21 protein-coding genes are annotated in these 25,160 nt (G+C 54.3%); 12 read left to right on the top strand and 9 right to left on the bottom strand.

Annotation, left to right across the window (positions count from 1 at the left end; genetic code table 11):
• Positions 1 to 12: 12 nt before the first annotated feature.
• Positions 13 to 2,598 (top strand): adenylate/guanylate cyclase domain-containing protein, encoded by a 2,586-nt coding sequence (locus tag IE065_RS03570; RefSeq protein ID WP_189511893.1) that lies wholly within the window; start codon positions 13 to 15, stop codon positions 2,596 to 2,598.
• An 83-nt stretch (positions 2,599 to 2,681) separates the two neighbouring features.
• Here IE065_RS03570 and IE065_RS03575 read toward each other — a convergent pair whose 3' ends face one another.
• From IE065_RS03575 to IE065_RS03595, 5 genes are all read right to left on the bottom strand, one after another.
• The gene (locus IE065_RS03575; protein WP_189511895.1) at positions 2,682 to 4,208 is read right to left on the bottom strand and encodes a PLP-dependent transferase; all 1,527 of its coding nucleotides are present in this window, start codon (positions 4,206 to 4,208) and stop codon (positions 2,682 to 2,684) included.
• A gap of 44 nt (positions 4,209 to 4,252) precedes the next feature.
• On the bottom strand, positions 4,253 to 5,728 hold the full coding sequence (locus tag IE065_RS03580) for a right-handed parallel beta-helix repeat-containing protein (protein WP_189511897.1): 1,476 nt from the start codon (positions 5,726 to 5,728) through the stop codon (positions 4,253 to 4,255).
• A gap of 73 nt (positions 5,729 to 5,801) precedes the next feature.
• A complete protein-coding gene (locus IE065_RS03585; RefSeq protein WP_189511899.1) occupies positions 5,802 to 6,365 on the bottom strand; it encodes a YqgE/AlgH family protein in 564 nt (187 codons plus the stop codon).
• A gap of 62 nt (positions 6,366 to 6,427) precedes the next feature.
• A complete protein-coding gene (locus IE065_RS03590; protein WP_189511901.1) occupies positions 6,428 to 7,027 on the bottom strand; it encodes a type II secretion system protein GspG in 600 nt (199 codons plus the stop codon).
• 4 nt (positions 7,028 to 7,031) lie between these two features.
• Positions 7,032 to 7,544, bottom strand: a complete 513-nt coding sequence (locus IE065_RS03595; protein ID WP_189511903.1) for a deoxycytidylate deaminase — start codon at positions 7,542 to 7,544, stop codon at positions 7,032 to 7,034.
• Positions 7,545 to 7,618: 74 nt separating this feature from the next.
• Here IE065_RS03595 and IE065_RS03600 point away from each other — a divergent pair, with 74 nt between their 5' ends.
• Entirely contained in the window at positions 7,619 to 8,557 is a 939-nt protein-coding gene (locus IE065_RS03600) for a rhomboid family intramembrane serine protease (RefSeq protein WP_194500001.1), read from the top strand.
• Positions 8,558 to 8,606: 49 nt separating this feature from the next.
• Positions 8,607 to 9,753, top strand: a protein-coding gene (gene prfB, locus IE065_RS03605) for a peptide chain release factor 2 (RefSeq protein ID WP_189511907.1) whose coding sequence is annotated in 2 segments (ribosomal slippage) — positions 8,607 to 8,681 and positions 8,683 to 9,753 — 1,146 coding nt in all. Because the reading frame shifts where the segments join, the coding sequence is not laid out codon by codon here.
• Here the strand turns inward: prfB and IE065_RS03610 are convergent.
• Entirely contained in the window at positions 9,750 to 9,980 is a 231-nt protein-coding gene (locus IE065_RS03610) for a VOC family protein (RefSeq protein WP_200163390.1), read from the bottom strand. The genes prfB and IE065_RS03610 overlap by 4 nt on opposite strands.
• Positions 9,981 to 10,078: 98 nt before the next feature.
• Between IE065_RS03610 and IE065_RS03615 the strand changes: the two genes are divergently transcribed.
• From IE065_RS03615 to IE065_RS03645, 7 genes are all read left to right on the top strand, one after another.
• Entirely contained in the window at positions 10,079 to 12,253 is a 2,175-nt protein-coding gene (locus IE065_RS03615) for an ABC transporter substrate-binding protein (RefSeq protein ID WP_189511908.1), read from the top strand.
• A gap of 118 nt (positions 12,254 to 12,371) precedes the next feature.
• A complete protein-coding gene (gene obgE / locus IE065_RS03620) occupies positions 12,372 to 13,379 on the top strand; it encodes a GTPase ObgE (RefSeq protein WP_189511910.1) in 1,008 nt (335 codons plus the stop codon).
• 149 nt (positions 13,380 to 13,528) lie between these two features.
• Entirely contained in the window at positions 13,529 to 14,605 is a 1,077-nt protein-coding gene (gene trpD, locus IE065_RS03625) for an anthranilate phosphoribosyltransferase (RefSeq protein WP_189511912.1), read from the top strand.
• Positions 14,602 to 15,954 (top strand): phosphohexomutase domain-containing protein, encoded by a 1,353-nt coding sequence (locus IE065_RS03630; RefSeq protein ID WP_189511913.1) that lies wholly within the window; start codon positions 14,602 to 14,604, stop codon positions 15,952 to 15,954. The genes trpD and IE065_RS03630 overlap by 4 nt, the downstream gene beginning before the upstream one ends.
• Before the next feature lie 268 nt (positions 15,955 to 16,222).
• A complete protein-coding gene (locus tag IE065_RS03635) occupies positions 16,223 to 17,884 on the top strand; it encodes a Na+/H+ antiporter NhaC family protein (protein WP_200163391.1) in 1,662 nt (553 codons plus the stop codon).
• A 234-nt stretch (positions 17,885 to 18,118) separates the two neighbouring features.
• The gene (locus tag IE065_RS03640; protein ID WP_189511917.1) at positions 18,119 to 19,672 is read left to right on the top strand and encodes an SGNH/GDSL hydrolase family protein; all 1,554 of its coding nucleotides are present in this window, start codon (positions 18,119 to 18,121) and stop codon (positions 19,670 to 19,672) included.
• A gap of 99 nt (positions 19,673 to 19,771) precedes the next feature.
• Positions 19,772 to 21,469 carry a hypothetical protein gene (locus IE065_RS03645; RefSeq protein WP_189511918.1) on the top strand — a complete coding sequence of 566 codons (1,698 nt, stop codon included), beginning with the start codon at positions 19,772 to 19,774 and terminating at the stop codon, positions 21,467 to 21,469.
• Between the two features lie 8 nt (positions 21,470 to 21,477).
• Here IE065_RS03645 and IE065_RS03650 read toward each other — a convergent pair whose 3' ends face one another.
• Positions 21,478 to 22,245, bottom strand: coding sequence for an FkbM family methyltransferase (locus tag IE065_RS03650; protein WP_189511920.1), 768 nt, complete (start codon positions 22,243 to 22,245; stop codon positions 21,478 to 21,480).
• Between the two features lie 135 nt (positions 22,246 to 22,380).
• Between IE065_RS03650 and IE065_RS03655 the strand changes: the two genes are divergently transcribed.
• A complete protein-coding gene (locus IE065_RS03655; protein ID WP_189511922.1) occupies positions 22,381 to 23,055 on the top strand; it encodes a polysaccharide deacetylase family protein in 675 nt (224 codons plus the stop codon).
• 117 nt (positions 23,056 to 23,172) lie between these two features.
• Entirely contained in the window at positions 23,173 to 24,135 is a 963-nt protein-coding gene (locus tag IE065_RS03660) for a glycosyltransferase family 10 domain-containing protein (RefSeq protein ID WP_200163393.1), read from the top strand.
• Between the two features lie 24 nt (positions 24,136 to 24,159).
• Here IE065_RS03660 and IE065_RS03665 read toward each other — a convergent pair whose 3' ends face one another.
• Both IE065_RS03665 and IE065_RS03670 read right to left on the bottom strand, forming a co-directional pair.
• On the bottom strand, positions 24,160 to 24,558 hold the full coding sequence (locus IE065_RS03665) for a Minf_1886 family protein (RefSeq protein WP_189511926.1): 399 nt from the start codon (positions 24,556 to 24,558) through the stop codon (positions 24,160 to 24,162).
• A gap of 179 nt (positions 24,559 to 24,737) precedes the next feature.
• A complete protein-coding gene (locus tag IE065_RS03670; protein ID WP_189511928.1) occupies positions 24,738 to 25,118 on the bottom strand; it encodes a thiol-disulfide oxidoreductase DCC family protein in 381 nt (126 codons plus the stop codon).
• Positions 25,119 to 25,160: the final 42 nt, after the last annotated feature.

Consider the following 25,160-nt stretch of genomic DNA (forward strand, 5'->3'; position numbering starts at 1 on the left):
TATAATTACACCATGGCAGCAAACTCCACCGGCAGCAGATTAAGGCTCCTCTTATTACTGCTTCCGATCCCTCTATTTTGGATCGCATTTACGGAGGCACCGTTTGCCCAAGACTTTTCCAAGCCACTCCTGAACTTGGCGATGGATTGGCGTTTTCGTGTGCGTGGTCCGGTTGACGTGCCTGAGGTAAAAATCGTCTACGCGGATATTGATGCACGGACTATCTCGGAACTGAAAGAGCGACCTTGGCCTCGTGAGCAAATGGCGCAGATTGCGCAGATTCTCTTTGAGTTTGGCGGTGCTAAGGCGATTGGTTACGATATAATATTCTCAATGAACACGCCCTCGGTGTTGGTTGATATGGAAAAGTTTAAAAAGAACGACGAATATTTTGGTGCGGTTTTTGATAAGTATCCAGGCATTGTTCTAGCAGCTAATTACACGGGGGTGAAAATGCCCAAAACATTTGAGCAATTGGATATGAATGAAGCGCGCGAAGTCGTCGAGCAACCGCTTGGAGAAATTCCGCTTGCTTATCTCCGTGAGGAAAATCCTAAAGCATATAACTATACGCCAGAAAACAGTTTTCCGGAAATGCCAAGTTATCCAATTTGGCGATATTCTCGGGGCAGTGATGGCGTTGGCCTGATTGCTGTTGAACAATCAATGAGTGCTGGGCCGGTGCCTCGGTGGGTGCCACTCTATACGAAGGCGAAGGGGCCGTACTATACGCTGAGCTTGATCAAGGGCTTTGAAGTCTTGATGGACTTGAAGATGAATGAGGAAATCCAACTGATGGACAAGGAGGATTTCGCCATGTATAAAGAGTTTGTCCAAATCCCCGCGATCAAAGAACTGCCAGACGAATCGACGGTGATGATTTATAGTAAAGAGGGGATGCCTATTGGGGCAGCTTCCTATATTACTGAGCAGACGTTTTACCATTTCTCAATAGAACTTGCGCTAAGGTACCTTGGTTTGACGCACGAGAATATCGAAATAACGGAGGATCGTTTAATCATCCGTCTGAATGATGGAACGGTATTCAGGGAGATTCCGATGACCAACGGGCAGATATCGGAAATCAATTGGTTTTCACCATGGAGAGACTATGAACTGAATCCACGGGAAAGCGTGGATAAGATTTTTATCCATGCAAATAATCTACTCTATGACCCTACCGTTGAAGGTGCCGCAAAAATTGATATTTCGGATGAAGAACTTGCTCAGTTAAAGGAGGATGCGAAGACGTTCTTTAAGAAATTTAATGACGCCATTGTTCTTATTGGTCCTGTGGATCCGATCCTCCAAGATTTGGCCCCGACTCCTTTTGATGCAGCGGCTGAGCCAAAGGTCGGCGTCCACGGTAACATGCTCAAAACTATTTTTTCAGGCAAATTCATCAACCGATTACTATGGTGGCAGCACGCAGTAATCACTTTGGCCCTTACTTATATCGTCGCCGCGCTGGGCACTTACACTGGTAAATATAATGTGTGGATGAAGCTCGCCAGCGCCATGGTGCTTTGTGGATATGTCTTTTTGGTTTTTGGCGTGTTCAGTACCTTTCATTTGGTGATCCCTTTTATCGCGCCAGTGGCGTCGGCGGTGACGACTACGCTCGCGGGTGCGGTCTATCAACTGATCGTAGAAGAAAAGCAACGTGGCCGCATCAAGGGTATGTTTGGCGCGTATCTCTCACCGGATCTTGTGAATAGCATGGTCGAATCTGGTGAAGAGCCAACTCTCGGTGGGGAAGAAGTTGAGATCACGGCATTTTTCTCAGACATTCAGGGTTTTTCGACCTTCTCTGAACTCCTGACAGCAGACCGACTTGTTGCCCTGATGAATGAATACCTCACCGCAATGACCGATATTTTGCAGGAGGAATTGGGCACGCTCGACAAATACATTGGCGATGCGATGGTAGCTATGTTTAATGCGCCTATCCATGTGGAGAACCACGCATTGCGCGGGTGCCTTGCCGCGGCCCGTATTCAGAAACGACAATTGGAATTGCGCAAAAAATGGGAGAGTGAGGGCGATGATTGGCCGAGCGTTGTCGGCAAAATGCAAACCCGAATTGGTCTCAACACCGGCCCCGCTGTTGTCGGCAACATGGGGTCAGAAAACCGGTTTAACTACACCATGATGGGCGACACGGTAAACCTTGCCGCGCGTAGTGAATCCGGTGCCAAGTCATATGGAGTCTACATTATGGTCACGGGCGAAACTCGCAGTGCCTGTATGGCCGTGAGCGATGCTTGTGTCTTCCGTTATTTGGATAAAATTCGCGTGAAGGGTCGCAGCCAACCCGCCGAAATGTATGAGCTTGTTTGCACTCGCGAAGACCTGGATGATGATACTGCGAAGTGCCTCGAAATTTATCAGCAAGGAATCGAGTGCTATCTGAAGCAGGATTTCAACGGTGCAATCGAGTTTTTCGAGCAGTCCGTGGAACTGGAGCCTAATCGCCCGGAGAAAAATACCGAAGCCCCCACAACACCCAGTGACGTGCTCTTGGCACGTTGCCTCTACTACATCGAAGAACCTCCAGGAGCAAACTGGGATGGGGTCTTCGTAATGAAGTCGAAGTAGCCGCGCCAAAGGCGCGGAGATTGGAGGTTAAAGCATGAGGGGAAGCGCTAACGTAGATCGTTCAACTTTAACCTTTCCACTACTTATATTCCGAGTGCTTCCTGGATTTTCTCCAGTGGCTCGATGCCCGCGGACATACGGATCAGCTCGGGGTTTAAGTCGTAGGAAAGCAGTCGTGCTCGCCCAGCCTCAGAAGTGACCTCCTCAAAATGCGCGAGGTACATGAATGGACACATCATGGTGAAGCCCGTGCCGAAGCTTGGCCCTTTGACGATTCGCGCGTTGTCGTAAAAATCCGTTAGTGGTCCATTCAACTCGATGGTGAAAACGGTGCCACAGGCGTCGTCGCTGCGCGCAATGGCGTTGAAATTCGCGGCGGTTTTTGCTGATCGTGGATGCCAGACTTTGCGAATCGCGGGATGCGCCTCCAGCCATTCGATGAGGCCGCGCGCATTGGCGCTTTGTTGGGTGGCTATTTCGGGCATCGTGTCGATCTGCGCAGCGAGGCGTGCGAGGTCACGCGCGTAAGGCTGCTCGCATTTGCCTGCCAGTGCCGCGGAAAGTTCGTCGGCAAACGGGCTTGTCGGATTGACTGCGGCCGCGCCGATCATGACGTCGCCTTGGTGCGCGGCGTATTTCGTAAGGCTCGTCACGAGCAAGTCGGTATGCGGGAGCACGTCGACGCTGGAGATGCCGGCAATGGTGGGGTCGTAAATACGGATGACGCCATGCTTGCGGCAAAGTTCATCGAGCAGCGCGACATTGGGCGTTTGGATCAGTGGATTGGTTGGCAGTTCAGTAACGATTGCAGCTAGTTCATCGCCTGCCTCGGCAAATAATTGCCGTAGTGCGGTTTCGTCGAAGACATCGAACTGCACAGTTAGCTTGTTTTCCGGCCCAAGGAATTGCTCGAGGATACGTTGGGTGTCCAGATAGAGCCAGCCAAGTTGCAGGTAGCGGGTGCGTCCGCGTGGTGCCTGGACTTGGCGTGCGGCGCGCAGGGCACCGTAAAAGGCGTTCATGCCGCAGTTGGCCAAGTGGATCTCGTCGGTGGGCAGGTAGCTCTGCAATACATTGAGCACTTGGATTTTGCTTTCCTTGGCTACGCAGTTTTTCGATGCAGAGTTACCTTTCGATAGAAAATTATTATCGATTGCCGAGTCCGATGGCGGGGCTTGGCCGTGTGCACGCAGGTAGTCTTCAGCATGGCGGGAGGAGATACAAAGGCCAGTGTGCTGGAGGTATACCTTGGCGCGGTGGCGTAGCTCGGGGTTGTCGGGCAGGCTTACACAAAAGAAATCAGACTCGGGGACGACGGCGGAGTCTTCTGCATTCAGCCAGCGCACGCAGTCCTGCGCGGCAGATTCGGAAGGCAGTAGAAAGACGGCGCGTCCTGCCAAACCGAGTCTTTCGGTGGCGAGGTTCATGGCGCGGACCACGTAGTCGTGGAGCACGAAGCGCGGATAGGCGTATTTGACCTGGGCAATGGTCGCCGGGCGTTTTTCTTCGTAGCCGATGACATCGTCCATCGTGGGTAGGCTGCAGCACACTGCGTGGACGGTGTCTGGGATGGTTGCCCCGAGGGGGTAATGCTGGAGAGTGCTGGACATGGATGAGAGCGAGCCAAACTAACCAATGCGAAAGGGCTCGCAGATCAATTCAATTCTCGCACGGGCCATGATTTCATCTGGTACCATGGGCTCTTGGGCGTTGGTGAAAAATTGTAATTTTTCGGGTCGAGTAGCATCGAATCACCAGAATAAGAATTGAGGTCGGTCCTTGTTGTTTCCTGCCATTGGGCGAAGTTGAGTTTCTTGCCGTTAACCATGAATGCATTTTTATCCGGTGCGTCGTAAAGGTTTTGCGCAGCTTGGAGCTGGCCGTTACGGACATCAATCAGCTGGTCGTTTTTTAGAGCAACGAACATGTTCAAGCGCAGGCTTAGCTCCGAATCGATAGGTTCACCAGCACTGCCAACACGGCCTAGGCGGCCCACGTCCTCGTCGATTGATAGCTGGCTCTTGCCATTGCCGTAAAGAACATTACCGATCAGGTTGGCACGGCTGGTCGATAGAAAAACCCCGTCGTTTTCATTGAATGCGATTTCACTTTCGGTGATCGTTAATTTGCCTGAAGAGTCGACACTCGATATACCTAATTCATTCTGAATAGCGGTCAGTTTGCTTAATGTCTGAGCGCCTGAATTTTTTATTAAGGACAGCCCGTAGCCGTGATTTTCGACAAGTCGAAACGACCATACTTTAATGTTCTCACAATTGAAAAATTTAGCCCCGCCACCGTTTTCTCCGGCCCAACCATTGAGGTTTGCTTCACAGCCGGTGATGCCCAGTTCTTTAACTCCAGAGACACTGAGTCCCAGATTTCCGCAGCGATCGACGAGCATGCGGCGTAGACGAACGTTGGGCGTTTTGCGGATATCGACGCCGGTGTCCTGACAGTATTCGACGGACACGTTATTGATGATCAGGCTGTCGCTTGCTGAGGCCGAGATGCCCGTTTGATATCCGCGTTCAATGGCGAGGCTCTCAATAAACAGCAGGCCGCTTTCTCCGCTGATTGCACTGCCTTGGCGTCCGATCTCCACCGTGCCGTCTCTCACGACACCCCCGATCGGCGGCAGAAGGTAAATCATGTCGGGGCCAAAAAACACCTTTCCGGCCTGCACTTGGCTGATTGAATCGACCTCCAGCAGGCGAGCGCCCTCCACGAATACCATTGGATGGCTATGGGGATTAAACTTGCGACTGAGCTCAAAAACGCTGTGTTCACCGATTTTCCAGCCGTTGACGATGTCACAGCCGTTGAGGATGGTTTTGCCGGGTTCGCTCGCCTCCAACTTGATAGATCCACTGCCGCCAACGGAGATTGACTCCCGGTAAACGCCGGGATGGATCAGCACGCGTGCGGTTTTTTCGGCGCGGGTGAAGCCCATGGCATTGATGACGGCGGCGTTGATCGTGCGAAAGGGTGTGGCTGGGTTGCGGTCATTCGCTGTCGGGTCCTGCGAATTGACCTCGATGATCACGTCCCACTCTTCGGGGATTTCCGTCGCCTGAAGTGCCGAAAACACGAGGATGAAAAAGCAATATCTGATGAAGCGCGGAAGCATAATATTAAACCAATGTGGGTGCCGTCGGCTTTCGGAATGTAGCCTTCAGCCAGCGGCCTGATCTGGCTGAAAGTCAGTTGAGCGAGGGGTCGTCGGGCGCATCGGCCAGAAAGCCAAGTTCGGGCTGCAAGCGGTGCAGGTAGATTTTCCAAAGCTCTTCGCCAGTTGCCTTCTCTACGAGAGTTTCGGTGACAGGACTGACGAGCCAGGCGTTTTGCGCCAACTCATGTTCCATCTGACCTTGGGTCCAACCGGAGTAGCCGAGGAATGCGCGGATCTCGGCGTCTTCGTCGGCTAGTTTTAGCTCACGCGCGGCTTCCTCACTCAGGCCAAAATGTAGCCGGAAAACGCGGGCTTCCTGCTCCCATCGCCAAGCGGCGAGGATTACTTGGTCCGTTTGCACGGGTCCGCCTTCGTAGATGGGTACGTCGGACAGCGGGCTGTAGGTGAAATCGTCGTTCTTCTCGCCCAAAGTTACGCCGAGCGGGCGGTTGATGATCACTCCGAGCGCGCCATCGTCATCGGTGTGTGCAGATATCAGCACGACGGCGTGCTTGAAGTTCGGGTCGAGCAGCGAAGGATGAGAGATCAACAATTGACCGGATAGATCGGAAAAATCGTTATCTGAGTCGCTCATAACCACGGTTTATCGTTACCTTTATCGGTTGTTGTTGGCTAGCGAAAAACAGCCCTGGGTTGTTACCAATTGCCAATGTCGTCCTCACTGGGAACGCCATCAGGGCCCAACGACCAGACGTCGTAAGTTTCCTTGTTTTGCTGTCCGGGATAGAGGTAGCGGTAGGTGTTGCCCCAAGGATCGATCAAGGTTTGTCGTACGTAGGGACCACGCCATTGGGGATGGTTTCGCAGGTTGGCAGAGAGGCTGGGGAGGTTCGGCGGAAACTCACCCAACTGTGCGGCGTAGGTCATGATCGGTGCATTGATGTCTTCGCGGACAAATTCCTGAGCAATTATAATGCGCTCCGCCGTTTTGCCAGGGTCTGCTTTGGGGGCAGATTTAGCGGTTGGTGGCTCATAATCGGGCAGCATGGTTTCCAAGCCTTCGGCATGAACGTAGGGCACAGGTGTCAGGGCAATATTGGGTCCACGCTTGCTCACCTGCCAGACGCGCCCAGTGGCGGTGTCGAGCAGCACTTGGATATTACCCACGTCGGCGACCTGGAAGCGGCCAATCGGTGTGGCGTCATCACCAGATCCGAGTGCTGTCAGGTCATCGGCGGCGAATCCGGGGGTGGCTGCACAAAGAAGCGCTAGAAGAGGAATTAGGGAAAATTTCATCGGTTTAGAGTTTTATCACTTCGACCCCCGCCTCGATCATAAGCTCCATGGCAATGGGATCATTTTTATAATTGTGGCGAAATTTTATGCAGGCAATTCCTGCCGAGAGCAGGATTTTCGCGCAATTAATACAGGGGAAATGGGTCACGTAGGCCGTGGCTTTTTGTACGGAGATGCCACGTCGGGCGGCGTCGGCAATGGCGTTTTGTTCGGCATGCACTGTGCCCTGCTCGTGGTCGTCCCGCACACGCGATTGGTGGGGGAGGCCTGGTAAAAAACCGTTGTAACCCGCCGCAATGATGCGATTACGATGTTCTCCGCCCGAGACCAGAACCGCTCCCACGTGAAGGCGCTCGCAGGAGGAGCGGGAGGAAATGAGCAGCGCGGTGGCCATGAAATACTCGTCCCACGAGGGCCGATCACTGCTCACGCCAACGGCGGCCTCAATCCGATCCAGCAGGCGGCTGGTGTCAAGGTCGGCGGTGGGGTCAATCGGACTGGCTGGATTGAGGCACATAGCAGGTGTCAGTTGAGTTGCCGTGCAGTTTGATGCTTTCCACGGCGGTCGCAATAGATTTTCCTGTCAATCCCGTGGACGCGTCGCCCGACAATTTTGAGGAACCCTCCCCCCCCCCTCCGCCGGGGAAATTTGCCATCGGCCCCTACGCCAGCCCCAAGCGCGCAAAGGAACATGGTCTGGTTATCTTGGCCATGCGGCTTAGCTATGATTTGGTTCCAGGCGAAGAAGGCGGGTTTTATCTTTGGGTCGATGAGGGTGAGCGTGAGGCCATTTTTGAGCAGTTGGATAAGTATCGGCGGGAAAATAAAAACTGGCCACCACGTGTCTTTGCCGCCCTGCCCAATGACCAGCCCTCCTCGCCATTGACATTGCTCGCTTACGCTCTCGTGCTGACCGCGTTTTTTGTCGCGCAAACGGAGTGGCCAAATTTTGAGAGGCAGGGCGTCAGCGTTAATCGATCAATTTTTAGCAGTGATCAGTGGCAATTGCCGATGACGGCACTGACTCTTCATGGAGGACTTGGGCATCTTGTTTCAAATATCGTTTCCGGGGTCTGTTTCGGTTTGCTGATCAATTGTAGATTTGGCGCTGGTTTGGCTTGGACCCTTTTTGTCCTCAGTGGCTATTTCGGTAACTTGTGCAACGCTTGGTTTTATTGGCCGGGGAGGCACGCTTCGCTAGGAGCGTCCACGGCGATTTTCGGCGCGCTTGGGATGTTGGTGGGTCATGCGCTGGCTAGCCAGTTTACCACTGCTGAGCTTATGAGCCTGAAACACCGGGCAATCCCCTTCGCGGCGGGCGTTATTATCCTCTTACTGACAGGATTTGGTGGTGGTAATACCGATGTGATGGCGCACGTTTTCGGGTTCGCAGTGGGCATCCCATTGGGGGCAGTGGGCTTCTGGTTACTTAAGTGTTGGCCGGGGCTGGCTCGGTCTCGTGTGCTGTTGGCGGTGCCACTCGCGTTAATCGGTCTGGCTTGGGCGGTATCCTTAAGCATTGCTCGTTAATCGCATTTCGCGGCTTGCCAAAGGGCCGCTGCTGGGCCTTTTTCACTGCATGCAAATCGAAGCCGAAACCCGTTCTCAGATCGAAGAAATTACCCGTCGCGCGGGCCATTTGTGGAGGTATCTTTGACGTCGCGGCCAAGCAAACCCGTATTTCCGAACTCGAAGAAAAGATGAGCTCGGCTGGCTTCTGGGATGACCAGAAGGCCGCTCAGGTTGTCATTGCCGAGAGCAACCAGTGCAAGCAGATCATTGAGCCGCTTGTTAAGTTTAAGCCCAAGGTGGACGACCTGAATGCGCTCATTGAGCTTGTTGAGGAAGCTGAAGAGGCCGATGGAGCGGAATATCTTACCGAGCTTACTCGGATGACCGCAGAACTTTACGAGAAGGTGGACGAGCTGGAAATCCAGTCGTTCCTCTCGGGGCCGATGGACCACAACAACGCCATCCTGTCCATCCAGGCAGGTGCCGGTGGCACCGAAAGCTGCGACTGGGCGGACATGCTTTACCGCATGTACACGCGCTGGGCCGAGCGCCGTGGGTTCAAAATCGAAGTCTTAGACCTGCAACAGGGTGAAGAAGCTGGTATCTCCGGTGCGAGCTTGCGCCTGGAGGGGCCGAATGCTTATGGCTACGCTAAGGCAGAACGCGGCGTCCACCGCCTCGTCCGCATCAGCCCATTTGACTCCAATAGCCGCCGCCACACCTCGTTTTGTGCGGTGGACGTGGTGGCCGAAGTCAGCGACGACATCGACCTGGAAATCAAGCCGGACGAAATTCGCATCGACTTGCAACGCGCCAGCGGTGCCGGTGGCCAGCACGTTAACAAAACGGAGTCCGCTGTTCGCTTGACTCACTTGGCCACCAACATCGTTGTCTATTGCCAGAGCCAACGCTCCCAGCATAAGAACAAGGATCAGGCCATGCGACAGCTCAAGTCCAAGCTCTACGAGCTCAAGCTCGATGAGAAGCGGCAGGAAATGGAAAAATTCTACGGCGAAAAAGGCCAGATCGGCTGGGGAAACCAGATCCGCAGTTACGTTTTTCAGCCCTATCAGATGGTCAAAGACCTGCGCACTGGCGTGGAAACAGGCAACGTGCAAGCCGTCATGGATGGCGACCTTGACGCCTTCGTCAACGGCTGGCTCCGCGCCGGCTGCCCGCGCCAACGCAACAAGGACGTGCAGATCGAGGACTAGGCCGCTACAGATACCATCCAGTCGATGCCGAACTGGTCCTTGAGCATCCCGAAGCAGGGTGACCAGAAGGTCTTGCCAAGTGGCATCTCCACCTTGCCGCCATCTTGGAGCAGGGCGTTGAAGCATTGGGCGACCTCGGCTTCCGTGGGGAGTGAGATCGAGAGGGAAAAGCCTGCAAATTTCGCCCCGACCTCGCAACCGTCTGAGGCTTCTTCCGTCCTGTTCACTTTTAATGGGGCTAATCCGCTAGTGTTGAAAGAAGTTATTAGGGCATTGAACCTAGATGGATTGTAGTATTGGCTTAGATCAATCTATACCATTTAGCATGGCATCACGAATTTGGGGCACAGATAATTTCTGCCGAGTCATCGTATTTATACTGGGCTTGGGGGCTGTGTTTTTGATGAGTGCCATCACTGCTCTAGCTGATGATTCGGACTTGCCCACGCACAAGCATGAATCAATCAAGGTTCAGTTGAAATGGCGCCATCAGTTTCAATTTGCGGGTTTCTACACTGCGCTTGAAAAGGGCTACTACGACGATGTCGGCTTGGATGTTGAATTGATTGAGGGAGGGCCTGAAATTAATCCAGAGGAAGTCGTGCTGATGGGCGATGCTGATTTTGGTGTTGGCACGCCGGAGGTTCTTCTTTCCTTTGCCGCGGGTAAACCAATCGTTGTTTTAGGGGTGATTTTTCAGCATTCGCCTTACTCATTTCTCGTAACCAATGAATCCGGCATTGATGATATCAATGATCTCGTTGGTCGCAGTGTGATGATAGAGACGCAGGCAAGTGAACTTTATGCCTATCTAAAACGTGAGAAGGTGCCCACTGAGATGTTAACCATCCTGCCGCATACACAATCGGTGGATGACCTCGTTAGCGGCAAAGTGGGGGCGATTTCGGCCTACTCATCCACAGAGCCTTATTTTTTAGAGGCGGTTGGCGTGCCTTATAAAGTTTTTAATCCACGTTCCAGTGGGATCGATTTTTACGGTGACTGCATCTTCACCACGGAGCATTTGCTCAATGAGAACCCTGATTTGGTGAAGCGATTCTATTCGGCGACGATCAAGGGCTGGGAATACGCGATGGATCATCCGGAGGAGGCGATTGATTTGATTTTGGAAGAGTGGCCCACTCAATCGAGCCGAGAGGCATTAAGGTTTGAGTCGGAGAAAATGGAAGAGCTGATGCATACCGAGCTGATTCCCATTGGGTATATGTATGCGGGGCGGTGGGAGCACATTCGTGATACCTACATTGAGTTGGGTATGCTTGATGAAGCCATCTCCCTCGACGGCTTTCTCTATGATGCCGATCCTCATCCGGACACGAAAGGGCTTTACTGGTTGCTTGGGGGGACACTTTTAACAGCCGGTATTGCATTGGTCATTTTATTCCCGATTTGGAAACTGAATAAGCGCCTGCGCAAGGAGGTCGTCGAGCATCAGCGGACGGCGGCTTTGCTCATTGAAGCCAAGGAGCAGGCCGAAAAAGCAAATCAGGCCAAACGGCAGTTTGTGGCGCAAGTCAGCCATGATTTACGCACGCCGCTCAATTGCATTCTCGGTTTTTCTGAGCTCATGCATGATGATGAGAAAGACATTGAGCGCCGCAGTTATTTGTCTTCGATTAATTCGGCTGGTAAGGGGCTACTTTCGCTCGTGGATGAATTGCTTCACATCGATCGGATTGAATCCGGCAGGGTCGAACTCGACAGTATTGATTTCATTATCGATGATGTACTGGACTCGCTGGTCGAACTACTGTCTCCCACCGCCGAGAGTAAGGGGGTCGAATTGGTTACCTGCGTCGAAAAACCGTTTCAGGGAAACATGGTTGGGGATGCAGAGAAGCTTCGTCAGATCCTTTTGAACCTGGTGGGCAATGCGATTAAGTTTACCGAAGCGGGATATGTCTCAATTCGTATCGAACAGGGGGCTCCCGGTTGGGCCAATATACGCATTGCGGACTCGGGCCCAGGCATTCCAAGCGATATTATTGGCGGCATTTTCGAGCCATTTGTGCGCGCAAATAATATCCGGCATAAAGATGGTTGTGGCTTGGGCTTAACGATTGTTCATCGCTTGGCTATTGCGATGGGAGGGACGATTACGGCGGATAATACAGATCAGGGCGCGGTTTTTGTCCTATCGCTTCCAATGGCTGTGGACTCGCCAAAAAGCCTGTCCGATTTGTCACCATTCAGGGACTTTCAAGGAATGGAGGTGGCGGTTGCTCTAGGTGAGAATGTTCGTGCGGAGTCAGCCATTGCAAATCTCTTAAGCCTTGGGGCCAACGTGAGCAACTTCAGCGAAAACCCCAACGCGTTGATTGATTGTCAGATTTTGATCACCGACAAAGACCATCAAGGTAAGGCTGCGATTGATCAATTTTTAAAGCAGAAAAAGCCGGTTGTATTGATAATCCGGAATCATCCAATGATGACCCGCCGGTTTCTTGCGCGTTACATACTCGAAGCTGGATGCAACTGACGGATTTGCCCCCCCCCCCTCAACGAAACCAGATCTGAAAATTGAGTCCCCAGCTGATTCGTTACGGACGCAATCGCCGTGATTGACTTCAGGCCCGCGCCACAACGTAATAGGCGGAATGTTTGTCGACGAAGTCAAAGTTAAGCTTAAAGCGGGAGATGGTGGTAATGGTTGCCTGAGCTTCCGCCGTGAGAAGTATGAACCTCGGGGTGGCCCCAACGGGGGGAACGGTGGGCGCGGCGGCGATGTTGTGCTCGTGGGGGACGAAAACACCACGGACTTGGTTGATTACAAGTTTATGCCACACGCCACTGCTCAGAATGGTGAGCCCGGACGGGGTGCCGACCAACATGGGGCTTCGGGTGACGATAAACGCCTGCGCCTCCCCTTGGGCGTGCAAGTCTATGACACTATTAGTGGTCAGATGGTCTGCGAGTTGCTCGAACACGGCCAGGAGATCATTTTGCTCAATGGAGGACGCGGCGGTCTGGGCAATCAGGTCTTTAAGTCATCCGTTAATCAGGCTCCACGCAAAATCACACCCGGTAAGCCTGGAGAAGAGGGTGAATATCGCCTAGAACTCAAAACCATCGCTGATTGCGGCTTGGTCGGCTTTCCCAATGCAGGCAAATCGTCCATCATGGGCCTGATGACCAAGAATCACCCGAAGATTGGCCATTATGCTTTTACCACGCTCCAGCCGAGTGTTGGCGTGCTTGAGTTCCCAGAGACTTACGAGCGTCTGACGATTGCGGACATTCCGGGTCTTATTGAAGGCGCGCATGAAAATAAAGGCCTCGGGCATCGGTTTCTCCGTCACATTGAGCGCTGCCGGATGCTCCTGTTCATGATAGACATGGCCGGAGAAGAAAACCGTGATCCGCTTGAGGATTATGCCATGCTTTGCAATGAGCTAGAGCTTTACCAAGAAGACCTCAAGGATCGCGCCCGCATCATTATCGCCAACAAAATAGACGAGCAGCCTGCCGCAGGAGACAACTTGAAACGCTTTCGCGCTGCCCACCCAGACCTTAAGGTTATTCCGATTTCCTGTCTGAGCGAAGAAGGCGTCTCAGAGCTGCGCGATGCACTCTACAACGCAATTATCAGCTCGGCTGCGGAGTAAGATCCCATGTTGAACAGAGACGTGCCTCGTAGCCATAATTTTGAGAAATGAACGTCGCGGACATTCAACTGAGGATGCTCCTGTCGCGCTTCTAGGGGATTTTTGGCTTGTGGCCGGTTGCGGCAAGACGATAACTCTTTTTCATCTGTATGTCTGATGCGATCTTAACCGACCTAACCGTTCTTGCGACTTCAAGCGAAGGATTGTCTGCGTCAGACGCCCATCAAGCGGCTCATCAGCTGGCTTCGCCCAAAGTGGGAGCCGAAGCTAAGGCAGCGCTACTCACCGCAATGAATGAACGCGGGGAAACGTCCGTCGAGCTGGCAGCCTTTGCCGCAGCCTTCCGCGATTTGGCCCGTGACCCTGGTCTAGGTAGTATGGCTGAGCGGGCGATTGACATCGTAGGCACGGGTGGGGACAAGTCCGGCAGCTTTAATATTTCGACGACATCGGCCTTCGTTGTAGCGGCCGCAGGGGTGACCGTCCTCAAGCATGGCAACCGATCCATCACCTCCAACTGTGGCAGTGCGGACTTGCTTGCGGTGCTGGGGGTGGATCTAGAGGCGACGTTGCCAACCATCCGTCATTCGGCAGAGGAACTTAATTTCGCGTTCTTTTTTGCCCCTGCATTTCACCCAGCGTTCAAGGAGATCATGCCTGTGCGCAAGGCGTTGGCAGAAACGGGTCGTCGCACGATTTTCAACCTGCTGGGGCCATTAATTAACCCCGCTCGCCCTGCGCATCAACTGCTCGGCGTCTATCCGGCAAGATGGGTGGAACCTGTCGCCCATGCTCTGGACGCAGTAGGCTTGAAGAGCGGGCTGGTGGTCCATTGTGATCTGGGTGAAGGCGCTGGAATGGACGAATTTTCGACAGCAGGCGTGAATCTAGCGGCAGGCGCTGGTCGCTTGGGCCCAGATGGAGAAGGCGTTCGTTGGACGGGGGAGGCCCCGTTGCCTCTAGCGAAGCTTGGCCTAGAGCCTGCGCCAATGAGTGATCTGAAGGGCGGGGATCTTAACCAAAACCTAGCCATCCTAGAAAAACTGATGGCTGGCAAAGCACCTAAGGGCTTGGAAGACACTGTTAGCTTAAATGCTGGCGCTGCGCTTTGGGTGGCTGGGCGTTGTAGCACCTTGGAAGAAGGCCTCGAGGTGGCGCGGGAGATTATGGTCGGCGGTGCCTTACGCCGCTGGCTTACACAGCTCAGGGAGTTTTACGCGGGATGAAATTGAAGTATTTTGGCACTGATGGAATTCGTGGCAAGGTGGGGGGCGATGTGCTCACCCACGAGTTTGTGCGCCGCGCTGCCTATGGCATCTCAGCGTTTATGCGTAAGCACAACCAGGCGAAGCCGATCACGGTCGTCATTGGCCGCGACACTCGGGCATCGGGCGTGGAGCTGGAGGCCCTGTTGTGCGAAGCCCTGTGCCAAGACCACATCCATGTGATCCGACTCGGGGTGCTCCCAACGCCCGGGGTCTCAATGAGCCTGCGGGATTTGCATGCTGATCTTGGCGTGGCGATCACCGCCTCGCACAACCCGGCTTCGGACAACGGGTTGAAGTTTTTCGACAATCGCGGGCTGAAATTTTCTGAGCAAGCCGAGGCCGAAATCGAGCGCTTCATTGATGCGGCAGTCATCAAAACCCCTGATGTAAACAACGATTGCGGCCATGACTACGATGGCAGCGCGTTTTATATTAACGTCCTGCGCTCGTTGATGCATCAGGATTGCCTGAAGGGCTGGAAGGTTGTTGTGGACACGGCTAATGGCGCGACGACAACGACGACGCCCGCTGTTTTCCGGCATTTTGGGGCGGAAATTATCCAACTCGGCGCGGAGCCTGATGGCCAGAATATCAATGAGGGTGTGGGCAGCGAATGCCCGGACAAGCTTGCTGCGGCAGTCAAAAAACACGGTGCTCGCCTTGGCGTGGCGCACGATGGCGACGGTGATCGTTTAGTGATTTGTGACGAGCTGGGGCGCATTGTTCATGGGGATCAGTTGCTCGGCGTTCTTGGGCTTTATGGCATCAAAACCGGCCGTTTGCGCAAGAAAACTGTCATCGCGACGGTGCATAGTAATATGGGGCTGGACCGTGCTATCGCGCAGGCTGGCGGCAAGGTAGAGCGGGTGGATGTGGGTGACCGCAACGTCTTGCACCGCATGCTGGAAGGGGATTTCAACTTTGGCGGCGAGTCTTCAGGGCACATTATTTTTCGTGATTATTCGGTGGCTGGAGACGGCCTGCTGGCGGCGATTCAGCTGCTCTCAATGCTCTTGGAAACGAAGTTGCCGCTCTCTGAGCATGTGAAAGCGGTGGAGCTTTTTCCGCAGCTTACGCGCAACCTGAAGGTCGCTGAGAAGCGTCCATTGGCCGATTGTCCAAGCTTGAGCAAGGCCATTGCTGAGCTGGATGAGGGCCTTGCGGGGCGGGGGCGTATCCTCGTTCGCTATAGTGGCACGGAGCCGAAATTACGCCTGTTGGCGGAGGCCGAAACCGACGCAATCGCGGCGGAAACCATCGAAAAATTAGAAGCCGCCGCTCGGGTGGATTTGGACGTCCTGAACTAATCCTCGTTTGTTGAGGGGGGGTATTGGCCAGATTTTGGCCATTTTTTAATGCAAGTCATTGAATGACAAGTTCATGTGCGATTTTCGCCAAAAAATGCTATTAAAAAATACTGATACTTTTATGTCCCATTTGGAGGGCAAGCTCGGACAAAAATGTAATAAAAGTATCAGTCCTTGCGAATAGCGGTTGGCGAAATGGGCGGATTTCGTGGGCGGATTTGTTTCCGGCGCTTGCGTTTTGGGCAAATCGGGCGAGCATGCGTGACCAATGGCTAATGCTGCGCAGACCGATTCTGTATCGACGGCCCGGTGGGGTGTGGCGGCGGCATTGTGGGGCGTAAGTTGGCCGCTGGGGTGGTTTATGGGCGGCGAATCGGGGGCATTGCTCCCGGCAATTTGGCCAAGCATTGTCGCGCTGGGCGTGGTTTATTTAACGCGACAAGCCCTGTTGGGGTTGGTGGCTGGGGCCATCGCGGGCGCGATCATTCTCACCAACGGCCAACCCTGGGCGGCGTTTTTGTCACTTATGGGTGACTATTTTGCGCCGCACTTCACGAACGAATGGAAAATGAGCGCCGTGGCCTTCACGCTGTTGCTGGGCGGGTTTGCGGCGGTGCTGGAGCGCAGTGGCGGGCTGGAGTATTTTCTCCGTCGCTACCTGCTGCGTGGCGGGGAAAGCCCGACGCGGTTGCAGGCGGGCGCGGCGGGTCTTGGGCTGGTGTGTTTCTTTGACGGTCTCGCCAACAGCGTGCTTGTTGGGCGGCTCGTGAGCCCCTTGGCGGACCGGCACGGCGTGTCCCGCGTCAAGCTGGCCTACATCGCGGATTCCACCAGCTCTGCGGTGGCCTGCGTGGCGTTTCTCTCGACGTGGATTGCCTATCAGCTGTCAATGATTCGCGATGGATTTGCCCAGATTGGCGAGGAGGCGAATCCCTACGCGTGGTTCCTGCGTTCGCTGCCGTATAACTACTATTGCTGGTTCACGTTGCTGCTGGTGGGGCTGGTGATTTTCCGTCAATTCAACCCCGGCCCAATAGGCACCTACGAACGCGCGGCGCGGGAAAAAGTCGGGCAGGGCGACGCGGTGGCGGAGACTTCGACGGCAACTTCGGGCGGGCTGATCCTCTGCGTTATTGGCTTGGCGACCTTATTTTTCTCCCTGTTGATCGGTCTTTACGGCTTCGGCCTGCCCAGCGCTGAGGGCGATGCGGCAGCCTATTTCCCCATCACCGCTGACAAGCTAACGGCGGCCTTTGGGAGTCAAGCTGGAGCCTTCGTGCTGGTCTTTGGCGGGGTGATGGCGTCCGTGTCGGCGCTCGTGCTGTTTCCGGTCAGCGGGCGATCCTACGCCAAGGGGGCGCGGGCCTACGGGCAAGGCGTCAAGCACCTGCTGGCCCCCGTAATGATCCTCGTTGGCGCGTGGATGCTCAGCTCGACGCTCTCCTCGCTTGGGACTGGAAAACTGCTCGGCGACCTCGTGGGCCAATGGGCACCACTGAGCTTGATCCCCGTGCTGATCTTCCTGTTCGGCGCGGTGATTTCCTTTTCCACCGGCACATCGTGGGGCACGATGGGCATCTTGATGCCACTGGCGATCCCGCTGATTGCCAACCATCCGGGCGCGGCGGGCATCGATCTCACACCATTTTACGCGGCGGCGGTGGGCGCGGTCTTCAGTGGGGCGGTCTTTGGCGACCATTGCTCCCCGATCAGCGACACGACAATCGTCAGCGCAATTTCCTGCGATGTTTCCCCGCACGACCACGTCCGCACGCAGTTGCCCTTCGCATTACTATCGGCGCTGACGGCGGCGTTAGTGGGCTTCCTGCCCGTGGGCTTCGGAACCTCGCCCTGGATCGGCCTACTGCTGGGCGCCTTGGTCTTAATCGGGGCAACTTTCCTCTGGCCCGTTAGGCGAGTCGGGGCGTGATTGAGTGCTGTGGATATAATGGATTTATGCGGGCTCCTTAAATAAGTTTGTTAACAGCATTAAACATGTGATTATTGAATCGCCTACAAGTTGTCCTTGCACGCCTTGTATCGTGGCATGTCGGAATGGATTATGATCTAAATGATAATTCTGAATCAAAATAGTTGTTTTATATGTTAAAAACTAGAGTGTATTTTGATTGCCATCGGGCTTATGTAAGTCACGTTTTTAATCGTGAGACTGTATTTCTTATTATTATTTTGTCTAACATCGCTTCTTCATGCGCTGCCGCCTAGTAATTCTTCATTTGTTGAAGCTGGGCATGATGGAGGCTTAGATGCTTTGAAAATGGAGCTGCGGGCAATACAGCATGGAGAGTCGCAAACCCTGCGGGTGCTACGAGTGGGGGACTCGCTTGCAGGCCGAATTAGCCAGGAAATCGAAAGGCAGGTGTTGACCAAGTGGTTCCCAGGAGCGGTGTATGCGAGTGACTCAAAGGGTCGTGGGGGTATTTACACCCCGACTTATCCAAGTGGATTGCGCTATACAAAATCGGACTATAGCTTAACATTTGTAGGTTCCTATATACTGTTGCCTATTGAAGGAGGCTTTAAATTTTCGGCCTACCAGAGTGGCGATTATTATGCCCCATTCCTCGTTGATCGTCTAAAAATCCCGTATCTTAAAGAGTCTGGAAGCGGGTCTTTTCGGGTCAAAATCAGTGGAGAGAATCCGCTGCAAGAAAATGTTTTTCGCGGTCCAGAATTAACAAATGGAGAACTCGTTGTGAATGCGGATGGCTCGGGAGAAATGGATTGGATAGAGTTGCGCTTTGATTCAGTTCAAAGCCATATTATCGATATTGAGCATGTTAGCGGCAGTGAAGTGCGATTTCTTCATCCGACCATGGAAATTACGACGGAGCCGACCGTTAATTTTTACCACTTGGGTGAGGGTAGCAATAACTTCATAAATATTGAGGATAGTTCAGTAGTGGTGATGGCTCGGCTCATCGAAATGCTTGAGCCAGATATTATTTTGACGCAAAGCGATGATGAGCTTGGGGCGTATGAGAATATGCTGCCAAAGCTGAAGTCCGCTATTGATTTAGCTGGGTTGGAAACCAGACCCGCCGTTATTTTGGTTGGCGAGGGCCCAAAATTGAACTTTTCGTTCAATTATGACTACACATTGAAAATCGAGGCAGCCAACGCCTATCAACGTGCATACGCCGCAGAGCAAGGTTGGTCCTACATCGATCTGATGGGTATTGCCAATGACATGGACACCCTGCTTGCCCGAGGGCTAGCCGGAGATGGCGTTCACCTTGATCGTAATTTTTATTTGCTGGGTGCCCAAATCGGAGCATGCGGTCTTGGGCTTTATCCGAGCGATGATGCTTTGCCCGTGCTTGACTTGGACGGTGACAGCCTATCTGACCTGAATGAGTATTTGCTAGCTGGATCGCATCCACTGCTTGCTGACACAGATTCAGATGGGCTTGAAGATGACTTTGAGGCTCAGGCCGGGTTGTCTCCGAGAATTAGCATAGCAACAACTCTTGAGGCATTAGGCAGCGTGGCCCCGCAACTATTGATGAGCAATTCGCTAATCTCGGTTGATGCTGAATCTGGGGTCACTATTGGTTTTCAGATCAAAAAATCGACCGATTTAATTAATTGGAATCCGGTTGCCCCACAGTCAGTTCATATTGATGGCGAGCATATCAATGTTGGCCTTGGTGAAGTGCAGTCAGAATCAGAATTCTACCGTATTGGCGTAAAATAGGCTGAGACAAAACGCCTGCCGTTTGGTGGGGCGATTTGCAATAAAGACTGCGGCGACCTCGTGCATTGCGTTTCAGAAAATAAATGATAGTGCTAAGGGGTGATTTTTTTGCGTCTGCTATGGTTACTGGCGATACCCTGCCTTTTTCTGGTCGCTGGTTGCGGTGATCCAGCTGCGGGCAGCGCCGTCGGGCCGCATGCGCCCGATCGCTCGGATGCCATTCGTGAACAGTATTTGGACCGTGAAGCTGCCGTGGAGGCCTCTATGGAGGGGCGGATGGCGTATCAGGTCAAGCCGCGCACTGGGGCGCTTGGCGCTCTGACGGAGGAACAATTGAAGGCGCAACGCGCCATGCTTCGCACGCTGTTGATTGATGCGGGGGAGTCGCCATTGCAGGCCGCCATCGCGCTGGACACCGTGAACGCCGCACCAGAGCTGGCACCAGACATGGACTTGGCTCCCGTCCGCGCAACGCTCAAGGCGACATTGGGCCAAGCACGTGCTCGATTGGGGGAGCAGAGTGACGCAGCCCCTGTCACAGTGGATTCCGTAAATGACCTGACTTTGCTCACGGTGCTCAGCCTTGCGCTGGGCCGCGAAGAATACGCAGAGGACTATGAGCGCGGGGTGTTGGGGCTGCTGAAGGCGATGGATTCTACGGGGCGTTTTGGGGATTTACGCGGGGGCATTGTGCGCGCGTTTGGGATCGATGATGCGCTGATACAGGCCGCCTATGCCACTGCTTTGCAGGGTGACGACCGCTTGCGTGGCCATTCGTATTTCGCGTTTGCGCCGTATTGGTTTATGCACCGTTTTCAGCCAAATGGCGCGCCCTACATCACCCATCAGATTACGCCTGAGCAGGCCCGGGCGATCAAGCGCATGACCGACGGGACTTTGTCCAGTATGGCCTCGCTTTACCCATCGCCAGAAATCCAATGGTGGTTTGAACATTTTGGGCCGGAGGAGTCGAGCGCGAGAGAGGTGTCGGTTAATGAGTTCTTGGGGCCCAATGCGTTGCCTGCGGATTTTGCGCCGCCGCCCTATGGCCTTTATCCCCACGCGGGCGTACTGTTTTGGCGTTCCAGTTGGGAGCGCAATGCGGATAGTCTGCTGGTGCGAGGAGCCGTGGAGGCTGACACGAACAGCGTGCGAGATGCGGGTAATCTCCTCTGGATTGCCCATGGTGACCCGGTGCTGGTCGACGCAGATATGGCGTATGAAGTCGCACCGGTTTTAACGGATGAGACCAAACCCCGCGCGATCGAAACCCGGCTGATACCCGCCGATAACGTGCTCCGCGTAGGCACCGCCGAACCGATTGATGGGCGGGCACCAATCATCACGCGAGAGCTAAATTCGCAAGGAGGCAATTTGCGCATCGACGCCTCGGCGTTGTTCCCCGAGCTGGGCCAGTGGCATCGTGATGTCTTCTGGGAAGCGGGCGGCGAAGTGCGCATTATTGACACCATCCGCTACGCGCTTGGCCAGCGTGAACGCACCTCGGTGTTTTGGCATTTGAACGCGACGGAGCCAGTCAATTTGGAAGCCGACCGCTCCCGCACAATCGTGGAGTGGGACGAGTTCGCGATCGTGATTCAGGGTAATTCGCCGTTGGAAATTGAGCAGTTCCTCGTCCCTGATGGGCGCGGTGTCGACACGAGCCACATTGTTTTGGCGATGCGCACGATCGGCCGTCCGCCGTCGTTGCGAATCCTCACGCGAGTGCTCCCTCGGGAGAAAGGTAAGGGTGGGGCTTTGCCGAAAAAAGAATCGCCTGCGCCCGACGCAGAATAGCCGCAGACTTATGTCTTGGCAAAAAGCGCGGTGCCGATGGGGGCGGTGAGGGCGGCTTCGCCTTCGCCGGTTGCGGAGGCAGCGTCGATCAAGGTAAAGCCCAAGGCGTTGAGTTTGGTGAGCAGGGACAGGCCCGGCTGTTCGGGGTGATGCCATTCGATCAACAAGTGTTGGCCATGGGCGGTCAGCCAGCTCCCCCAATGCTCCAGCAGGACGGCTTCCGCGCCCTCGATGTCGATCTTGATAAGGTCCAGCGGGCCGTCGAACTGGCCCACCAACGCCTCCAAATCTGCGACTGGGCGGGTGACTTTTTTTCCGCGCGAACCGAGTGACGACAGGCGCGATTTGTGCGAAGTTTTGCCTTCGTAGAAATCAATGTGAGTGACGCCTTTGGGGCCGACGGCGGCCTCGACAAGTTGCATTTGTGTTTTGGGCTGGCTGAGGGCAATGGCGTCGCGGGCGGCGGAAAGCGCCTCGGCATTGGCGTCAACGAGGACTGCCTGACGAGGCGTTGGCCACGTTTTTTGCTGGGCCAGCATTTCTAGTCGCAAGCTGAACATCCCGCAATTGCAGCCCAGATCCAGCCAGCGCGAGACCGGCCCAATACGCTCCAGGAAACAGTCGTATTCGCGCTGGATAAAAATTTCCCGCAGGATGAGGAAGTCTCCACGGTTGCGTAGAACGACAGTGCAGCCAGGCCCCAGCTCCAGACGGAGTCGGGTCCAAGGGAAAATGCGCCACGCCAGCGAGCGCTTGAGGTCATCGAGGGCCTTCATGGTAATGTTGAGGATGTAATGATGAATGATGAAAGCGAACGCAAGGGGAGATGCAACGCACGAGGGAGAGAGGGTATAATTACGCTGGGCAGCAATATCTTGCCTTTGAAGGGGCGAATGCATTTACACTTCGTAATGAAACTCCCCTCGATTGCATTGTTCGCTGTGGCATTGATTGCCGCCAGCGCCCCAACATTGGCCCAGAAAATATCCCGGGTCACCACCGATCAGCCGCTGGTGGCCCTGACGTTTGACGATGGCCCTAATGGGGAAAACATGGAGCAGATTCTTGCGGTCCTCGCAGGGGAGAATGCGACGGCGACGTTCTTTCTGATCGGCAAAAATGTAAAGACGCAGCCTGAGCTTGCGCGCAAGGCATTGGCGCAGGGCAATGAATTAGCGAATCACACGATGACGCACCCGCACCTGCCCAAACTGAAAACGCGGGAGGAGATTGAAAAACAGATTGTTGATACCCAAAAAGTTATTTTCGAGATGACAGGCGTTGAGCCGGTATTGTTTCGCCCGCCGTATCTTGATTCTGACGACCGCTTGGTGGAGGTTTTGGCGGAGAATAACCTTCCGTCTGTTTACTGTACGCGCGGCGTCGGTGATTGGGAGGAAGGGATCACGGTGGATAAGATCACCAGCCGCGCATTGGATGGAGTCCAAGGTGGAGATATCATCCTAATGCACTCTTGGTCGCCCCAAACGCTGGCAGCCCTGCCGGCCATCCTTGGCGCTCTCAAGGAACAGGGCCTCAGCTGTGTGACGGTTTCCGAGCTGATGGCCTCCGCTGAGCCCAAGTAAAGCGCTGGAACCCATTGGTTCGACACTCCTAATTGATCATTCGGCAAAATCGCCCTTGGCGTGGGGGGTGTTTGCGCTTTTGTTGTGGGGTTTGTCATGGAGACTTTGCGGCCAAAGGTGAAAGTAGCGTTTGTGGATTTCTGGGAAACATTTGACCCAGCGAACCACTATCTGATGCGCCAATTGAAGAAAATTGCGGGTGTTGAGCTGTCGGACTCGCCTGATGTGCTCTTCTATTCCGATGGCAAGGGCGGCGTACATCGGCACTTTCGCGGGAAAAAAGTCTACGTCGCAATTGAGGACCGGACGCCGAATTTCCGGGAGTGCGATTACGCTTTGAGCTTTCGGGAGATGGACGACGAGCGCAACTTACGTCTGCCGTTTTATGTGACCGTTGGCAATGGCGCGGAGCCGCTCATCCGAGGTGATGAGGCTGCGGAAGCCCAACTGCGGGGGCAGCGTCGGCGTTTTTGTGCATTTGTGGCCTCGAACGCCAACCCTCGTCGGACGGCGCGTCGTCGATCGTTTTACAAGATGCTTCATGCCCAGCGGCACGTGGACTCGGGTGGCAAATTTTTAAACAACGTGGGGGGGCCAGTGGTTGACAAGCACGCGTTTATCTCGGGCGCACGCTTTTGTCTGGCACTGGAGAACTACGCTCTCTCAGGCTACACAACAGAAAAGCTTTATCAGGCGATGGCGGCGCGCTGCATCCCGATTTACTGGGGCAACCCCGATGTCGCGGAGGATTTTAACCCCACCAGCTTCATCAACATTACCAATTTCGATACCGACGCCGAGGCCGTGGAACACATTCTTGAGGTCGATCAGAATCCGGATTTGCAGGCCAAGTATCACCGCGAACCGTTCTTCCCTGGCAACAAGCCCACGAAGTATTTCCGCGACGATTACCTGCTGCCGCAGTTGGAAAAAATCATAGCCGATCCGAAAAAGCGGCGTTCGCATTTCTGGTTTGGCGACATTGTTTACGACCTGCGCAAACGCTGGGGCTTCCATATACCGGTGCTTGCGCCCAATGCCCATCTGGGGCCACGCTTCGCCAACGCCGAGGTGGAGTAGTCTGGGGAGATCCCTCCAGGACGGCTAATTATTCCGGTGGGACTTAGGCTCAAAGGGCTGAAGGAAGGCCTCGCGGAAGTCGTAGCCGCCGCTAAAATCTTCCCGTTGGTCGTTCTCTGTTTTGCCGAGCACGCCCCATTCGACGAGGTTGAAAACGATGTCGCCGAAGTCTTCACAAGTATTGAGGCCCCAGTGTGTAAGCAACGTGTAGGAGAGGGGGCCGTATTGATCCAGTGCGTAGTCACGAATGCCCGAGAGCAGTTCCTGGCCAGAAACGTGGCGGGATTCGCGGTCGGGGTTGTCCTTGAGCTGCTTGATGGTGTGGTCCAGCCCCAAGCGAACGAAGTGATACGCGCCAGGCTCATAGCGGGCGTCCTCCTTGCGGATCAGGGCAACAACTTCGTCAAAATCTTTGGCGGGCATTTTGATTATTGAAAATCGTTGGAGCGGCGAGGTCAAGGTCAAGCGATTTGGCATTGGCCAAGGGTAAAGGCGCGCCAGCGGGGCTTGAGTTCAGCGTTTGCGGGCTAGTTATATGGCCCCGATTTTCAGTGGCTCCACCTTTGGAGTGGCCATTATGAAGTTTATTCAAATTCACCAGATTAGATGACCTTTGAAATGAGGCTGCGGTTGTTAGCCACACGACGGTAAACCCATTCACTGATCGTGGCGAAGATTTGGCTGCCTTGGTAAAAACGGAGCAGCCAGGCGTATTTGGGTTGTGTGGCTAGGGCGCGAAAGACGGCCTGGGCAGCAGGGTAGATGGCACCGTCCACATCGACTAATTGCACGGCCTTGGCGAAATCTGCTTCGGGAATTTCCGGATAATCCGGCATTGCCTGCTGATAGGGCGCGAAATCGACCGCGTTGCCCGTTCGCCGTTGGAGCCATCGTGCGGAGCGCCCGCAAAAGCGGCAGTCGCCATCCCAGAGAAGGATGGGGCGCGTCGGTGGAGGCGTGGCGCTAAGGGCGGATGTTTTCAAGTTGTCTCTTTCAAATCAAGTTTGGGCAATCCTACGAACATA

This window comes from Cerasicoccus arenae (assembly GCF_014651635.1).
GTDB classification, from domain to species: domain Bacteria; phylum Verrucomicrobiota; class Verrucomicrobiia; order Opitutales; family Cerasicoccaceae; genus Cerasicoccus; species Cerasicoccus arenae.

Excerpts from the sequence above, each read along its gene's own strand:
- IE065_RS03570 (WP_189511893.1), top strand. The coding sequence starts at position 13 with ATGGCAGCAAACTCCACCGGCAGCAGATTAAGGCTCCTCTTATTACTG.
- IE065_RS03575 (WP_189511895.1), bottom strand. The coding sequence starts at position 4,208 with ATGTCCAGCACTCTCCAGCATTACCCCCTCGGGGCAACCATCCCAGAC.
- IE065_RS03580 (WP_189511897.1), bottom strand. The coding sequence starts at position 5,728 with ATGCTTCCGCGCTTCATCAGATATTGCTTTTTCATCCTCGTGTTTTCG.
- IE065_RS03585 (WP_189511899.1), bottom strand. The coding sequence starts at position 6,365 with ATGAGCGACTCAGATAACGATTTTTCCGATCTATCCGGTCAATTGTTG.
- IE065_RS03590 (WP_189511901.1), bottom strand. The coding sequence starts at position 7,027 with ATGAAATTTTCCCTAATTCCTCTTCTAGCGCTTCTTTGTGCAGCCACC.
- IE065_RS03595 (WP_189511903.1), bottom strand. The coding sequence starts at position 7,544 with ATGTGCCTCAATCCAGCCAGTCCGATTGACCCCACCGCCGACCTTGAC.
- IE065_RS03615 (WP_189511908.1), top strand. The coding sequence starts at position 10,079 with ATGGCATCACGAATTTGGGGCACAGATAATTTCTGCCGAGTCATCGTA.
- obgE (WP_189511910.1), top strand. The coding sequence starts at position 12,372 with ATGTTTGTCGACGAAGTCAAAGTTAAGCTTAAAGCGGGAGATGGTGGT.
- trpD (WP_189511912.1), top strand. The coding sequence starts at position 13,529 with ATGTCTGATGCGATCTTAACCGACCTAACCGTTCTTGCGACTTCAAGC.
- IE065_RS03630 (WP_189511913.1), top strand. The coding sequence starts at position 14,602 with ATGAAATTGAAGTATTTTGGCACTGATGGAATTCGTGGCAAGGTGGGG.
- IE065_RS03635 (WP_200163391.1), top strand. The coding sequence starts at position 16,223 with ATGGCTAATGCTGCGCAGACCGATTCTGTATCGACGGCCCGGTGGGGT.
- IE065_RS03650 (WP_189511920.1), bottom strand. The coding sequence starts at position 22,245 with ATGAAGGCCCTCGATGACCTCAAGCGCTCGCTGGCGTGGCGCATTTTC.
- IE065_RS03655 (WP_189511922.1), top strand. The coding sequence starts at position 22,381 with ATGAAACTCCCCTCGATTGCATTGTTCGCTGTGGCATTGATTGCCGCC.
- IE065_RS03665 (WP_189511926.1), bottom strand. The coding sequence starts at position 24,558 with ATGCCCGCCAAAGATTTTGACGAAGTTGTTGCCCTGATCCGCAAGGAG.